15 protein-coding genes are annotated in these 14,858 nt (G+C 73.6%); 11 read left to right on the top strand and 4 right to left on the bottom strand.

Going from position 1 to position 14,858, the window contains the following annotated elements; genetic code table 11:
* The first annotated feature begins 2 nt into the window (after window positions 1–2).
* Genes eboE through ACF08B_RS23050 form a run of 3 tightly spaced genes read left to right on the top strand, consistent with a single transcriptional unit; the run spans window position 3 to window position 3,715 of the window.
* On the top strand, window positions 3–1,172 hold the full coding sequence (eboE, locus tag ACF08B_RS23060) for a metabolite traffic protein EboE (RefSeq protein WP_392319094.1): 1,170 nt from the start codon (window positions 3–5) through the stop codon (window positions 1,170–1,172).
* On the top strand, window positions 1,169–2,560 hold the full coding sequence (locus ACF08B_RS23055; protein ID WP_392319093.1) for an alkaline phosphatase family protein: 1,392 nt from the start codon (window positions 1,169–1,171) through the stop codon (window positions 2,558–2,560). The genes eboE and ACF08B_RS23055 overlap by 4 nt, the downstream gene beginning before the upstream one ends.
* A gap of 12 nt (window positions 2,561–2,572) precedes the next feature.
* Complete coding sequence (locus ACF08B_RS23050; protein ID WP_392319092.1) at window positions 2,573–3,715, top strand: sugar phosphate isomerase/epimerase family protein; 1,143 nt, start codon at window positions 2,573–2,575, stop codon at window positions 3,713–3,715.
* A gap of 62 nt (window positions 3,716–3,777) precedes the next feature.
* On the opposite strand, the gene ACF08B_RS23045 is transcribed toward ACF08B_RS23050, so the two are convergent.
* The 3 genes from ACF08B_RS23045 to ACF08B_RS23035 form a co-directional block, all read right to left on the bottom strand.
* On the bottom strand, window positions 3,778–4,191 hold the full coding sequence (locus ACF08B_RS23045; protein WP_392319091.1) for an SRPBCC family protein: 414 nt from the start codon (window positions 4,189–4,191) through the stop codon (window positions 3,778–3,780).
* A gap of 122 nt (window positions 4,192–4,313) precedes the next feature.
* Window positions 4,314–4,544 carry a response regulator transcription factor gene (locus ACF08B_RS23040; RefSeq protein WP_093479954.1) on the bottom strand — a complete coding sequence of 77 codons (231 nt, stop codon included), beginning with the start codon at window positions 4,542–4,544 and terminating at the stop codon, window positions 4,314–4,316.
* 217 nt (window positions 4,545–4,761) lie between these two features.
* Window positions 4,762–5,583 (bottom strand): serine hydrolase, encoded by an 822-nt coding sequence (locus tag ACF08B_RS23035; RefSeq protein ID WP_392319090.1) that lies wholly within the window; start codon window positions 5,581–5,583, stop codon window positions 4,762–4,764.
* A 202-nt stretch (window positions 5,584–5,785) separates the two neighbouring features.
* On the opposite strand from ACF08B_RS23035, the gene ACF08B_RS23030 reads away from it, so the two are divergent.
* The 6 genes from ACF08B_RS23030 (at window position 5,786) to ACF08B_RS23005 (ending at window position 12,808) form a co-directional block, all read left to right on the top strand.
* A complete protein-coding gene (locus tag ACF08B_RS23030; protein WP_392319089.1) occupies window positions 5,786–6,823 on the top strand; it encodes a permease in 1,038 nt (345 codons plus the stop codon).
* Window positions 6,820–7,551, top strand: coding sequence for a TIGR03943 family putative permease subunit (locus ACF08B_RS23025; protein WP_392319088.1), 732 nt, complete (start codon window positions 6,820–6,822; stop codon window positions 7,549–7,551). Before ACF08B_RS23030 ends, ACF08B_RS23025 begins: the two co-directional genes overlap by 4 nt.
* A gap of 149 nt (window positions 7,552–7,700) precedes the next feature.
* Window positions 7,701–8,144 (top strand): universal stress protein, encoded by a 444-nt coding sequence (locus ACF08B_RS23020; protein WP_392319087.1) that lies wholly within the window; start codon window positions 7,701–7,703, stop codon window positions 8,142–8,144.
* Between the two features lie 261 nt (window positions 8,145–8,405).
* Window positions 8,406–10,790, top strand: a complete 2,385-nt coding sequence (locus ACF08B_RS23015) for a phosphoketolase (RefSeq protein ID WP_392319086.1) — start codon at window positions 8,406–8,408, stop codon at window positions 10,788–10,790.
* Window positions 10,791–11,083: 293 nt separating this feature from the next.
* A complete protein-coding gene (locus ACF08B_RS23010) occupies window positions 11,084–11,680 on the top strand; it encodes a hypothetical protein (protein WP_392319085.1) in 597 nt (198 codons plus the stop codon).
* A gap of 312 nt (window positions 11,681–11,992) precedes the next feature.
* Window positions 11,993–12,808: a beta-glucanase gene (locus tag ACF08B_RS23005; RefSeq protein WP_392319084.1), complete on the top strand. Its 816-nt coding sequence runs from the start codon at window positions 11,993–11,995 to the stop codon at window positions 12,806–12,808.
* Between the two features lie 10 nt (window positions 12,809–12,818).
* Here ACF08B_RS23005 and ACF08B_RS23000 read toward each other — a convergent pair whose 3' ends face one another.
* Window positions 12,819–13,187 carry an STAS domain-containing protein gene (locus ACF08B_RS23000; RefSeq protein WP_392319083.1) on the bottom strand — a complete coding sequence of 123 codons (369 nt, stop codon included), beginning with the start codon at window positions 13,185–13,187 and terminating at the stop codon, window positions 12,819–12,821.
* 198 nt (window positions 13,188–13,385) lie between these two features.
* Here ACF08B_RS23000 and ACF08B_RS22995 point away from each other — a divergent pair, with 198 nt between their 5' ends.
* Window positions 13,386–13,838 (top strand): ATP-binding protein, encoded by a 453-nt coding sequence (locus ACF08B_RS22995; protein WP_392319256.1) that lies wholly within the window; start codon window positions 13,386–13,388, stop codon window positions 13,836–13,838.
* A gap of 160 nt (window positions 13,839–13,998) precedes the next feature.
* Window positions 13,999–14,844: an SDR family NAD(P)-dependent oxidoreductase gene (locus tag ACF08B_RS22990; protein ID WP_392319082.1), complete on the top strand. Its 846-nt coding sequence runs from the start codon at window positions 13,999–14,001 to the stop codon at window positions 14,842–14,844.
* The last annotated feature ends 14 nt before the right edge of the window (window positions 14,845–14,858 follow it).

The raw sequence follows: 14,858 nt of genomic DNA, 5'->3' as shown, positions 1-14,858 counted from the left end.
CGATGCGCTTCCGGCACCCGGACGGCACGACCGTCCACCTCGCCTACTGCACGAACGTCCACCCCGCCGAGACCCTCGACGGCGTCCTCGCCCAACTGCGCGACCACTGCGAGCCGGTACGCCGCCGGCTCGGCCGCGACCGCCTCGGCATCGGCCTGTGGCTCGCCCACGACGCCGCGCGCGCCGTGGACACCGACCCGTCCGCGCTGCGCACGCTGCGCGGCGAACTCGACCGGCGCGGCCTGGAGGTCGTCACCCTCAACGGGTTCCCCTACGAGGGCTTCGGCTCCGACGAGGTCAAGTACCGGGTGTACCGGCCGGACTGGGCGGATCCCGAGCGCCTGGAGTACACCACCGCGCTGGCCCGGATCCTCGGCGGGCTGCTGCCCGACGACGTCACCGAGGGCAGCGTCTCGACCCTGCCGCTCGGCTGGCGCACCACCTGGACCGCCGAGCGCGCCCGCACGGGCCACGAGGCCCTGCGCACCCTCGGTGCCCGCCTGGACGCGTTGGCGGAGCTGACCGGCCGCTCGATCCGCGTCGGCCTGGAACCCGAGCCCGGCTGCACCGTGGAGAGCACCCACGACGCCCTGGCCCCGCTCACCGCCGTGCACCACCCCCGCATCGGCGTGTGCGTCGACACCTGCCACCTCGCCACGTCCTTCGAGGACCCGCGGACCGCGCTGGACGCCCTCGCCACCGCAGGGATCCCCGTCGTGAAGTCCCAGCTGTCGGCCGCCCTGCACGCCGAACACCCCGGCCGGCCCGGCGTCCGCGCCGCGCTCGCCGCGTTCGCCGAGCCCCGCTTCCTGCACCAGACCCGCACCGCCACGCCCACCGGCCTGCGCGGCACCGACGACCTGCCCGAGGCCCTGAACGGCGACGCCCTCCCCACGACGGCACCGTGGCGCGCCCACTTCCACGTCCCCCTGCACGCCGACCCCGCCGGGCCGCTGACCGCCACCCTCCCGGTGCTCCGCGACGCGCTCACCCGCCTCGTCGGCGGACCCCGCCCCCTCACCCGCCACCTGGAGGTCGAGACGTACACCTGGCAGGCGCTCCCGCCCGGCCTGCGCCCCCGCGGCCGGGACCGGCTCGCCGACGGCATCGCCGCCGAACTCGCCCTCGCCCGCGACCTGCTGACCGACCTGGGCCTGAAGGAGCTGCCATGACCGGACCCACCCCGCTGCTGGTCCTCGACGTCGTCGGCCTGACCCCCCGGCTCCTCGCCCACATGCCGCACCTCACGGCGCTCGCCGACACCGGCTCCCGGGCCCACCTCGGCACCGTCCTGCCCGCCGTCACCTGCGCCGCCCAGTCCACCTTCCTCACCGGGACCCTGCCCGGCGAGCACGGCATCGTCGGCAACGGCTGGTACTTCCGCGAGCTCGGGGACGTCCTGCTGTGGCGCCAGCACAACGGCCTCGTCGCCGGCGACAAGGTCTGGGACGCGGCCCGCCGCGCCCACCCCGGCTACACGGTCGCCAACATCTGCTGGTGGTACGCCATGGGCGCCGACACCGACATCACCGTCACCCCGCGCCCCGTCTACTACGCGGACGGCCGCAAGGAACCCGACTGCTACACCAGGCCGCCCGCCCTGCACGACGAACTCACGGGAAAACTGGGCACGTTCCCCCTCTTCCGGTTCTGGGGGCCGGGCGCCGACCTGGTCTCCAGCCGGTGGATCATCGACGCCACCCGGCACATCCTGCGCAGCCGCCACCCCGACCTGGCGCTCTGCTACCTCCCGCACCTCGACTACGACCTCCAGCGCTACGGCCCCGACGACCCGCGCTCCCTGCGGGCCGCCACCGACCTGGACACGGCGCTGGCTCCGCTGCTCGACGAGGCACGCGCGGAGGGCCGTACCGTCGTCGCCCTGTCCGAGTACGGCATCACCCGCGTCAGCAGGCCCGTCGACATCAACCGCGCGCTGCGCCGGGCGGGCCTGCTGGAGGTGCACACCCAGGACGGCATGGAGTACCTCGATCCGATGGCCTCCCGCGCCTTCGCCGTCGCCGACCACCAGATCGCCCACGTCTACGTGCGCCGGCCCGAGGACCTGGCCGCCACCCGCGCCGCCCTCGACGGGCTGCCCGGCATCGAGCAACTCCTCGACGACGAGGGCAAGAAGGCCCACCACCTGGACCATCCGCGCTCCGGTGAACTGGTCGCCGTCGCCGAACCGGACGCCTGGTTCACGTACTACTACTGGCTGGACGACGCCCGCGCCCCCGACTTCGCACGGCTCGTGGAGATCCACCGCAAGCCCGGCTACGACCCGGTCGAGCTGTTCATGGACCCCCACGACCCGTACGTCAAGGTCAAGGCGGCCACCGCGCTCGCCCGCAAGAAGCTCGGCCTGCGCTACCGCATGGCGGTCGTGCCCCTCGATCCCTCACCGGTCCGGGGCAGCCACGGCCGCCTCCCCTCGAGCGAAGACGACGGTCCGCTCCTCCTGTGCTCCACCCCCCGCGCCGTCGGCGACCGCATCGCGGCCACCGACGTGAAACCGCTCCTGCTCCACCTCGCCGGTCTCCGCACCGAACACCTGTGAAGGAAGGCACCCGTGAACAACACGCCTGACACCGACGACCAGCTGCGCCGCACTCTCGGCATCGGCCGCCGTCGCTTCCTGAGCACCTGCACCGCCGTCGCGGCGGGCGCGATCGCCGCACCCGCCTTCGGCGCGAGCCCCGTCCAGGCCGCTCCCCAGCCGGGCGATGAGCACGGCAACGGGCAGGTCCTCGTCCCGGCCGACAGGCGCGGCATCATCCTGTACACCGTCCGCGACGCCATCGGCCGCGACCCGCAGTCCACGTCGCTGCCGTCCGGCTTCCGGGAGGTGTTCGAACAGCTCGCCCGGTTCGGCTACCGGCAGGTCGAGTTCGCCGGCTACGGCCAGCACGCCAACGCGCCCGGCGGGGCGAACCTGGAGTCCGTCGAGGGCGCGAAGCAGCTGCGCCGCTGGCTCGACGACTACGGGCTGCGGGCCCAGGGCAACCACGGCTTCATCCCCGGTTCCTGGCCGCTGAGCAGCACCGACCTGGACACCTTCAAGAAGCACCTGGAGATCGCCAACATCCTCGGCATGGCCCACGTGGGCACCGGCGGCGACCCCACCGGCAGCGCCTACCAGGCGGACTGGGACGTGGCCGCCGACAAGTGGCACGCCCTCGGCGAGCTGGCCCGCCGCGCCGGCCTCAAGCTGTACACCCACAACCACGACGCCGCCTACGGCTTCCTCCTCGACGGCGGCCCGCTCGACGCCCAGGGCCGGCCGACCCGCAGCTCCGGCATCCGCAAGCTGGAGTACTTCCTCTCCATCACCGACCCGAAGCTGGTCTGGCTGGAGATGGACATCTTCTGGGCGCACGTGGCCCAGTACAAGTTCCGCACCTACACCGCCCACGACGGCTCGACGCAGACGAACATCTTCGACCCGGCGGGCCTCGTCACCCGCCACGACAAGCGCTACCCGCTCTTCCACGCCAAGGACGGCGTCGTCAACGCGACGAACGGCATGGGCTACGACATGGTTCCGTTCGGCACCGGTGTCATCGACTACCGGACGTTCTTCTCCCGCGTGGGCCACCGCAACTACCACAACCCGATGGTCGAGCAGGACAACGCCCCCAGCTCCACCAGCCCGGGGCAGTCCCTGGAGCACGCGGCGATCGGCTACCGCAACCTGGCCGCGCTGCGCCGCTAGCGGCGCAGCCCGGCACACGAGTGCCTCCCCGGCGATCCCGGGGAGGCACTCGCACCCTTCGCTCAGCCGGCCGCGTGGTCGGTCCGGATGCGCACCTGTTCCTCCAGGCGGCGCAGGCTGCCGTCGAGCGCGTCGTTGACCGCCTGCTCGCCCGGGTCGTGGCCGGCCTCGAAGAAGGACAGGTGGACGGTCACCTCGCTGGCACCGCTGCCGATGCCCGCGACCTGCAGCCAGCCGGTGTAGCTGCCCTGCTCCCGGGTGCCCCACTCCAGGCGCATCTGGTCCGGCCGGGCCCGCAGCAGGGCCGCCATGTCCTCCCCGGACCGGTCCTCGTGCACGGTGACGGCGGGCGGGTCCACCGCGTCCACGTGCAGCGCGTCGGGCAGCCAGGCGTCGAGCTGGGAGGTGTTGGCCGCCTGGTCGAAGACGTGCTCGGGCTGTGCGGGCATCGTGCGGGAACGTTCGTACTCGGCCATGGCCGTACCGCCCCTCCGGTCGGAAGTCGTACCCCGACCGCGTGCCCAGTCGGGAGCCACCGAAAAGTCGGCATCCTTCGCGAACGGGACGCGGGAGCGGCCGGTCGTCGCCGCCGGGCCCGTCACAGGCCCAGCGCGATCGCCACACGGGTCAGCTCGGCGGTGTTGGTGATGTTGAGCTTGGCCCGGATGCGGCGCAGGTAGGCGTCGACGGTGTGCTTGGAGAGTCCCATGTGGCGGGCCGTCTGCAGGTAGGTGCGGCCGGCGGCGATGTGCCGGAGCGTCTCCCGCTCGCGCGGAGCCAGCTCGGGGGCGGGGGCTTCGGTCTGCGGAAGGGTGAGAGTGGCGCTCATGGGGGGTTCCTCCGGCGGGCGGCTCGGGGGTCGCTGCGCTTGCGGGACAGCGGGGAGGTCTCTGACCGTTTAGGGCGTTTTGCCCTTGTTTCAATAGATTGCGCGCCCGACTTCATGAGGATGTCCGCCGACTGTCACAGGCGCGTCACAGGGGCGGGGAGGTGGTTTGAACCACCTCCCCGCCCCTGTGTTCACCTGCGCCCGTGCCGGGCCGCCGTCACGCCGCGGCGTCGCGTACCGCCCGTTCCACCAGGGAGACCCCGTCGCTCATGGACGCGCTGCCGTTGGACAGGGCCGCCACGAGGTACCGGTGCCCCTTCACGGTGACCTGGCCGATGCTGTTGACGTCCCACAGGCCGGTGGTGTTGCGCTGCAGCCAGCCGTTCTTCAGCGCCTGACGGGCGCCGGACCCCGGGTACGCCGAGATCCCCCAGGTCTGCTCGGGCACGACCTTGTTCATCAGGGTGCGGACATAGGTCCGGGACTGCGCGTCCAGGCTGCCGCGGCCCTTCTTCGCGGTTCCGGCGTCGTCGAAGACGGCGCGGAGCAGCCGTATCTGGTCGCCCGCCGTCGTCTTCGTCAGTCCCCACCTCGTGCCCGACCCGCCGGTCGTCTCGGTCAGTCCGAGGCGCTTGTTGGCCGCGGCCAGGCCGGGGGCCCGGCCGATCGCGCGCCACAGGGCGTTGGCCGCCGCGTTGTCGCTGCGCCGGATCATCGGCTCGGCGAGTTTCCGTTCCGCGGCCGTCAGATGCCGTCCCGCGTCCTGCGCCTCGAGCAGCAGGGCCGCGAGGATGTCGACCTTGACGATGCTGGCGGTGTCGTACACCCGCTCCTCCCCGTGGATCACGGGGGTGCGGCCCGCGCCGTCCAGGTCGAGCACGGCCGTCGTGGTGTGCGGCGCCTGCTCCTTGCCGGCCGTGCCGGAGCCGGTGGCGGCCGCCGCCGTCGCGGGTGCCACCAGGCCGAGGGAGAGCAGTGCCGCCGTCGAGGCCAGGAGCGTGCCGGCCGCGGAGCGCGAGGTGGGGGAGGGGTACGACATGGCTCCTGAACGTAGACAAAATGCGCCTCCGGTGACGTGGCCGCCATCACTTCCGACCCTGTTCGCACCGGATTGTGAGAAGAGCCACCGTCCGGGTCGCCGGTCGCGCATTGGGGTGCTCGCCCGTGCGCGGCGGCGTGTACGCGCGGCCGGATGGTTGCCCTCGCATATCGTCGCCCGGACACCGACATCCGGAGTGATGATGGACAAATCGGATGAGTTGGTCGGTGTGGCCGAGGGTGTGGCGGTCGTACCCGTCGCCCCGCCCCTGCGCCGCATCCGCCCGTGGCCGTTCGGCGCGGCCCTCGTGCTCGCGGCCGGTGCCACGGCCGTCCTGCTCCTCGCGGGCGCCCGCTGGCTGGACCAGCCCGCGGTGCAGGCATGGCGCACCGTCTGCCTGGCCATCACCGTCCAGGCCCTGCCCTTCCTCCTCCTCGGCACCGCCCTGTCCGGCGCCATCAACGCGTTCGTGCCGGCCGACCTGTTCACCCGGGTGCTGCCGAAGCGGCCCGCCCTCGCGGTGCCGGTCGCGGGAGTCGCGGGCGCGGTGCTGCCGGGCTGCGAGTGCGCCTCCGTACCGGTCGCCGACAGCCTGATCCGCCGGGGCGTGACACCGGCCGCCGCCTTCGCGTTCCTGCTGTCCGCGCCGGCCATCAACCCGGTCGTGCTGACCGCCACCGCCGTGGCGTTCCCGGGCAGCCCCGCCATGGTCGCCGCCCGGCTGCTCGCCTCGCTCGGCACCGCCGCCGCCATGGGCTGGCTGTGGCTCTGGCTCGGCAAGGAGGAGTGGCTGCGGCCCCTCGTACGTCACCGGCACACCGGCCACCGGCACGGCCACAGCCGCCTGACCGAGTTCCGGCTCGGCTTCCAGCACGACTTCCTGAACGCCGGCGGCTTCCTCGTGCTGGGCGCCATGGCCGCGGCCACCTTCAACGTCGCCGTGCCCCGCTCCGTCCTCGACACCTTCTCCGGATCCGCCTGGCTGTCGGTGCTCTTCCTCGCGGCACTCGCCGTGCTGCTGGCCGTCTGCTCGGAGGCCGACGCGTTCGTCGCGGCCTCCCTCACCGGCTTCTCGCCCACCGCCCGGCTCGCGTTCCTGGTCGTCGGCCCGATGGTCGACCTGAAGCTCATCGCCCTCCAGGCCGGCACCTTCGGACGTGCCTTCGCCTGGCGGTTCTGCGCCGCGACCACCGTGGTCGCGGTCACCGCGAGCGCCCTGATCGGAGGCGTACTGCTGTGAGACGCCCCGTGCAGACCATGCTCCTGACACTGACCGGCCTCGGTCTGCTGCACGCCACCCTCCTCACCGACACCTACCTGCGCTACGTGAAGGCCGGACTGCGCCCCCTGCTGATCGTCTCCGGGCTGGTCCTGCTGGTCCTCGGCGTGGCGGGAGCCGCCGTCCGGGGATGGCAGCAGACCGCGGCGGCCGCCGGCCACGAGCACGGCCACGACCACACCGGAACCCCGCGCGTCGCCTGGCTGCTGTTCCTCCCGGCCGTGAGCCTGCTTTTCTACGCCCCGCCCGCGCCCGGCGCGTACACCGCCGCACGCGCGAGCGACAAGCCGATCACCGTGCAGCGGGGATTCGCCCCGCTGCCCGCCGGCTCACCCCTGCCGCTGACCCTCACGGACTTCACCAAGCGCGTCCAGCAGGACCGCAGCAGGGCCATCGCCGGCCGCACCGTCCAGCTGACCGGGTTCGCCAGTCCGGCCGGGGACGACGGCTGGTACCTCACGCGGATCATCTTCAGCTGCTGCGCCGCCGACTCCCAGACGGTGAAGGTGCGCATGTACGGCGGCGAGGTGCCCGCGGCCGACACCTGGCTCGCCGTGACCGGGACCTGGCACCCCCGGGGCACCCTCGGCACGAGGACCGCCCCGGCGGCACTCGACGTCCGGGACGCCCGGCCCGTCACCCAGCCGGTGAACGCCTACACCGACGACCTGCCGCTCCGGCCGTCCTGACCCCGGCCGCGGATGCGCGCCGTCCGCGGGAGGCCGCCGCCATCATGCCCCCGGCCGCTCATTTCTGGCGGTACGGCCGCACCGCGGGCAGCGTGGAAGGAGGGAACAACGCGCGGGCCGGCGCCCTTGCCGCAGGAGAGGTGGCACACATGGACAGGGAAGTCTCCCAGCCGCGGATCGTGGTGGGCGTCGACGGCTCGCCGTCCTCGTACGAGGCGCTGCGCTGGGCCGTACGCTACGCCGCCCTCGTCGGGGGCACCGTGGACGCGGTCACCGCCTGGGAGCTGCCGGGGCTGTACGGATGGTCGGCACCGGCCGTCGACACGGACATCGACGTGGACGAGGCCCGGCAGCGGATGACGCGCGAACTGACCGAGGTGCTCGGCGGGCAGCGGGCGGCCTCGGTCAGTACCCATGTGGCCCACGGCAACCCCGCCGAGGTGCTGCTGCGGGCCGCCGAGGGCGCCGAGGTCGTGGTCGTCGGCAGCCGGGGCCGGGGCGGCTTCGCCCGCGCGCTGCTCGGCTCGGTCAGCCAGCACGTCTCGCAGCACGCGAGCTGCCCGGTCGTGATCGTGCGCGCCCCGGCCTCGTGACCCGGCGCCGCCCGCCCGGCGGCCGGCCACCCGGCCCCGCCCCGGACGTCGTTCCGGCGCACCGTCGCCGCTGAGGGGCCGGTCGGCCCCGGCCGGGGACCACCGGTCCCTCGCCCGGCCGCCACCGCGCCACCACGCTGGAACCCGACCGCCCGTCCGGGAGGTGGAGACCACGCCCGCCCGGGGTACCGCGACAGACGACCCGCCGCTCGCCGTCGCACCCGGAGCCCGCCCGACCTGCCGACCACCATCGGAGTTCCCATGACCGAGAAGGCCGTCCACCCGGACGCCCCCGCACTCACCGACGAGGAACTGCGCACCCTGGACGCGCACTGGCGCGCCGCCAACTACCTGGCCGCCGGCCAGATCTACCTCATGGCCAACCCGCTGCTGACCGAACCGCTGCGAGCCGAGCACATCAAGCCCCGGCTGCTCGGCCACTGGGGCACCTCACCCGGCCTCAACCTCGTGTACACGCACCTCAACCGTGTGATCAAGGCGCGTGACCTGGACGTGCTGTGCGTGTGGGGGCCGGGACACGGGGGACCGGCCGTCCTGGCGGGCTCCTGGCTGGAGGGCAGCTACAGCGAGACGTACCCGGACGTGTCCCGGGACGCGGCCGGCATGGGACGGCTGTTCCGGCAGTTCTCCTTCCCCGGCGGGGTGCCCAGCCACGTGGCCCCCGAGACGCCCGGCTCGATCCACGAGGGAGGCGAACTCGGCTACTCCCTCGCGCACGCCTACGGCGCCGCCTTCGACAACCCCGACCTGCTGGTGGCCTGCGTCATCGGCGACGGTGAGGCGGAGACCGGCCCGCTCGCCACGTCCTGGCACTCCAACAAGTTCCTCGACCCGGCGCACGACGGAGCCGTGCTGCCGATCCTGCACCTGAACGGCTACAAGATCGCCAACCCGACCGTGCTGTCCCGGCTCCCCGAGGACGAGCTCGACGCGCTGCTCCGGGGGTACGGCCACGACCCCCTGTACGTCGAGGGCGACGACCCGGCCGAGGTGCACCGCGCCCTCGCGGCCGCCCTCGACGAGTCCCTGGACCGCATCGCGCGCACGCAGCGCGCCGCCCGGGCGGAGGGGACCGCCGAGCGCGCGGCCTGGCCGATGATCGTCCTGCGCACCCCCAAGGGCTGGACCGGCCCCGCCGAGGTCGACGGCGTACCGGTCGAGGGCACCTGGCGCGCCCACCAGGTCCCGCTGGCCGGTGTCCGCGACAACCCGGCCCACCTCCGACAACTGGAGCAGTGGCTGCGGTCCTACCGGCCGGAGGAGCTGTTCGGACCCGACGGACGGCCCGGCCCCGACGTCGTCGCCTGCGTGCCCGAGGGGGTCAAACGGCTCGGGGCGAGCCCGCACGCCAACGGCGGCCTGCTCGTCCGCGCCCTGCCGATCCCGTCCCTCGACGACTTCGCCGTACCCGTCGACAAACCGGGCACGACCCTGCACGAGCCCACCCGGGTCCTCGGCTCGCTCCTGCGGCAGGTCATGGCGGACACCCGGGAGAGCCGGGACTTCCGGCTCGTCGGCCCCGACGAGACCGCCTCCAACCGGCTCCAGGCCGTCTTCGAGGCCAGCGGCAAGGCCTGGCAGGCGGCGACGCTCCCCGTGGACGAACATCTCGACCGGCACGGCCGGGTGCTGGAGATCCTCTCCGAACACCTCTGCCAGGGCTGGCTGGAGGGCTATCTGCTGACCGGACGGCACGGGCTGTTCTCCTGCTACGAGGCGTTCGTGCACATCGTCGACTCGATGGTCAACCAGCACATCAAGTGGCTGAAGACCTCGCGCACCCTGTCCTGGCGGGCTCCCGTCGCCTCGCTCAACTACCTGCTGACCTCCCACGTCTGGCGCCAGGACCACAACGGCTTCTCCCACCAGGACCCCGGATTCGTCGACCACGTCCTCAACAAGAGCCCCGAGGTGGTCCGCGTCTACCTGCCGCCGGACGCCAACACCCTGCTGTCGGTCGCCGATCACGCGCTCCGCAGCCGCGACTACGTCAACGTGATCGTGGCCGGCAAGCAGCCCTGCTTCGACTGGCTGACGATGGAGCAGGCCCGCGACCACTGCGCGCGCGGCGCCGGAATCTGGGAATGGGCCGGCACCGAGAACGGCGGCGCACCCGACGTGGTCCTCGCCTGCGCCGGTGACGTGCCCACGCAGGAGGTGCTGGCCGCCGCCCAACTGCTGCGCCGCCACCTGCCCGGCCTCGCGGTGCGGGTGGTCAACGTGGTCGACATGACCCGGCTGCTGCCGCGCGACGACCACCCGCACGGCATGAGCGACTTCGAGTACGACGGCCTCTTCACCGCCGACAAGCCGGTGATCTTCGCCTACCACGGCTATCCGTGGCTGATCCACCGCCTCGCCTACCGCCGCATCGGGCACGGCAACCTGCACGTGCGCGGATACAAGGAGTCGGGCACCACCACCACGCCGTTCGACATGGTCGTACGCAACGACCTCGACCGCTACCGGCTGGTCATGGACGTCATCGACCGGGTGCCCGGGCTCGCGGTGCGGGCCGCCGCCGTACGCCAGGCCATGGCGGACGCACGGACCCGGCACCAGGCGTGGATCCGCGCCCACGGCACCGATCTGCCCGAGGTCGCGGACTGGACCTGGGAGGGCTGAGCGCATCGCGCGCCGGCCGCCGGGACCGTCCGTTCCCTGCGACCGCTCTCTCGGACGGCCGGGATCCGGGGGGAGGTGCACGATGGTGTAGTGACCCTCGGTGGCCGAAGCCGGGAGACCGTCCCGGTGCCGCTCGCCGTCCGCCTCGCGGGTTTCGTGCCGGGCGAAGCGGGCGCGCGGTGCGCGCCGGCCGGCCGCCCCGGCACCCGGACCCCGGTCCGGGCGCGCCGGACGCCGAGCGCACGGGTACGCCCCGAGGCGTGGCCGCCGGCGCACGAGAGGAGGCGGTGACGATGACCCGGACACCTCCCACAACGGTCACCCCGGTACGGCTGTGGCGATGGCGCCGCAACCCGCTCAAACGCCACAGCGACGTCGTCGAGGCCTGGATCGTCCTGGCCACGTGGGTGCTCGTCCTCGTCGGAGGGGCCCTCGCCGGCATCCTGGCGGCACAGTCCTCCGACGCGGCGTTCGCCGCGCGCCGGGCCCAGCTGCACTCGGTGTCGGCCGTGCTGACCGACGACGCGGCGCGGACCCCGCCGTCCTCGACCGGGTACGACGACGGGCGGGTCTGGGCGGCCGTGCGCTGGACCGACCCCGACGGCTCGGTGCACACCGACCGGGCCAAGGTCTTCCCGGGCGCCCCCGCCGGGAGCCGGCTGACGGTGTGGGCCAACCGCTCGGACCACGTCGTGCCCGCCCCCGTGACCGGGTCCGCGGCCGACGCCCAGGCGGCCCTCACCGGTGCCATCGTCGCCCCGTCGGCCGCCGCCGCCGTCTGGGCCGCGGGCTGGGTCGTGCGCAACCGGCTCATCCGCCGGCGCATGGCCGAGTGGGACGAGGAGTGGAAGCGGATCGGGCCGCGCTGGGGGACCCCGAGCGGAGCCTGAGCGACGGTACCCGCCCGGGCCGGGAGGCGACGCCGTGCGCCGGGCCGTGCGGACAGGGGAGGGCGGGAAGGGCCATCCGCTTCTCGCGGATCCTGATTGCGCGGTGCGCGGCTCCCGGCCGCTTCCCCGCGTCTGTTTCGGGTCCTTCCCGCCACCACCAGCACACCACGGAATCGGCTCGGGCACCAGGGGCGCACGGCCGGGTCCCGCGACCCCGCCCCCCTTCGGTGCGCCGTCCCTCGAAGGGGTGGTTCCCGAGGGCCGGCCGGAGTGTCGGCGCATGACCGGAAGGCAGCCGGTGAGAAACACGGCATGCAGCAACCGCATCCGGGCAGCCCGTTCCCGGCTCCGCGCACCCCGTCCCCGACCGACGTCGTCTTCACGGCGGACTTCGCCTCCACCGAGCAGTGGGTGGAGGGCCGCTCATGGGCCTATCCCGGCGGCGGCCCGGTGAACCCGGACGACGACAAACTGGACTACCTCGTGACCGACCCCTCCTACTGCCGCACGGGCCTCTTCCGGGCCGTACGCAGACGGGACGGCAGGTGGAACACGGGGCTGCTGACCACCGAGGGCAGCGACCAGTCGTTCATGGTCCGCTCGGGAGACGTGCTGGAGGCCCGGGTGCGGCTGCCCCGCGAGGTCGGGGCGTGGCCGGCGATCTGGACCTGGCGCGACGGCGACCAGGAGATCGACGTCTTCGAGTACCACCCGGACAATCCGGACCTGCTGGAATTCGGCAACCATGTGCGCGACACCGGCTCCGCCTTCCGCAGCGACGCCGTACGGCCCGGTGCCTGGATCGACCTGAGGACCGAGTTCGGGGCCGAGTCCGTCGTCTGGTGGGTGAACGGCACCCGGGTCTTCGCGGACCGGCGCGGGGTGGGCCGTCGCTGGCACGCGTACCTCATCGTCAACCTTTCGGTGTGCGCGGGCCGCTACCACCCGGCGCCCGCTCCCGGGACGCGCGAGATGTCGTACGAGGTGAGCGGCCTCCTCGTACGCCGTCCCGCGCCGGCCGGGGGGAAGTCCCACGGGACGGCGCACACCGAGAGCGGGGACCCGCCGGCCGTGCCGCCGCCCGCCGCCGGCGGGGACGCGGCCGCCCTGGACGACGCGACCGGATGAGCGGGCCGGATCAGGCCGCCATCGCCTCCCGCACGTCCGGGTAGCAGTCGATGAGCGTGGTGAGGCCGACGATCTCCAGGGTCCGCAGGACGGGCCTGCGGACGCCGGCCAGCCGCAGCCACCCGCCGGGATCATGGGCCTGGTGGGCGCCGATGAGGACGTTGATGCCGCTGGAGTCCATGAAGGCGACACCGGCGAAGTCCGCGACCGTACGGGCCGTCCCCGGAGGGTCGGGCGCCAGGGCCTGGCGGAGCAGACCCGAGGTGTGGTGGTCGATCTCACCGGCCAGCGTCACGACGGCGACGCCATCGACGACGGCACGGCTGATCGACAGCCCGTCCGGTTCGGCTGCTTCGTATATGTGTGCAGTGTCTGCCACGCGTTCCTCGACAACGCTCGACGATCCTTGACCACAGCTTCCCCCTCCCCCCTGGCTGCCCAGGATCGCGCGGAGGATGCCTGACGGACCCGTCCTCGATCGGCAGGCGTGCGGACCGGGAACCCGGGTACACGCGGCTCTGTGAACGGGGTGACGAAGTATGTCCGGAAGGAATCGGGTTCCCTCGGTGAGGGGCTCTTGGGGCCGCGCCGCGAGCCGTTGCAGCTGGCGGTGGAGCTGGACGGCGGCGACGGCGGGTGCATCGCACGGGCCCGCGACCGGGCGGGGGTGTTCCTCGCCCGCGCGCAGGCGGCCCACGGGGTGCCGGTGACGGCCCGCACCATGGATCTGACCCAGCTCGTCGTCAGCGAGCTGGTCACCAACGCCTGCAAGTACGCGCCCGGACCGGTGCTGCTGGTCCTGCGCATCGCCGACGGCGCGGTGGAGACGGAGGTCTGGGACAGTGATCCCGTCCTGCCGGTGGCCAGGGCCGCCGACCCGGGCCGGGTGGGCCAGCACGGTCTGGAGATCGTGATGGCCGTCGTCCAGGGCTTCGAGGTACGGCGGGAACCGGTCGGCAAGCGCATCACCGCCCGCATCGCCCTCTGGGACGACCCCGTCCGGGACGTCGGCGACAGCGCCGCCCACTGACGGACGCGGCACGGCGGAAACGGCACGCCGGCCCGGGAGCGCCCGGCGTGCGGGCGTGGTTTCGCCCGCGCCGGTGCCGGAAACCCGGCAGCGCGACGAAGGCCGCCCCGGCATCACGTCCGGGACGCGCCGTCGCGCCGTCGAGGGAAGGAGCGGGTCGATGACCTGGGACCAGACACCCGGCACGGCCCTGGTGACCGGAGCGTCGTCGGGCATCGGCGCCGAGTACGCCCGGCAACTGGCCGAGCGCGGCTGGGACCTCGCCCTGGTGGCCCGGCGGGCCGAACGGCTCACCGCGCTCGCGGACCGGCTGCGCGAACACACGGGAGCGGCCGTTCAGACGCTGGTCGCCGACCTCGCCCGGCCCGCCGATCTCGCCCGCGTCGAGGCGCGAGCCGCCGCCGACGACGTGACCCTGCTGGTGAACAACGCCGGGATCAACGGGTACGGGCCGTTCGCCGAGGTCGACGCGGCCCTGCTCACCAAGGTGCTCCACGTGAACGTCGTGGTGCCCACGGTGCTGGCGCGCGCGGCCGTCCCGGGCATGCTGGCGCGCGGCCGGGGCACGGTCGTCAACGTCGCCTCGCTGCTGGCGTTCGCGGGGGACCTGACCCCCGGCCCCCTGCCGCACCGGGCCGTCTACGGAGGCACCAAGGGCTACCTGGTGACGTTCACCAGGACCCTGGCCGCCGAACTCGCCGGCACGCCGCTGCACGTCCAGGTCGTCTGCCCCGGTCTCACCGCCACCGAGTTCCACCTCACGTCGGGCGACGCTCCCGTACCGGGCGCGGAACGGGTCCACGACGACGGCGGGATGGCGGCGTCCGACGTCGTCACCGCGTCCCTGGCCGCGCTCGACTCCGGCGAGGCGGTGTGCGTGCCCGGTCTGCGAGAGGCGGCGGCCGTGGATCGTCTCGCCGCCGCGGAACTCGCCCTGCGCGAGGGCTCCGGGCGGTCCCTCGCCCCTCGCTACCGCACCGTGGCGCCCTCGGACATCGGCGGCTGAGCACGGCCCCGCGC

Source organism: Streptomyces sp. NPDC015139 (assembly GCF_043079785.1).
Taxonomy (GTDB): domain Bacteria; phylum Actinomycetota; class Actinomycetes; order Streptomycetales; family Streptomycetaceae; genus Streptomyces; species Streptomyces albidocamelliae.
This window is presented reverse-complemented; position numbering and strand designations above follow the sequence as displayed.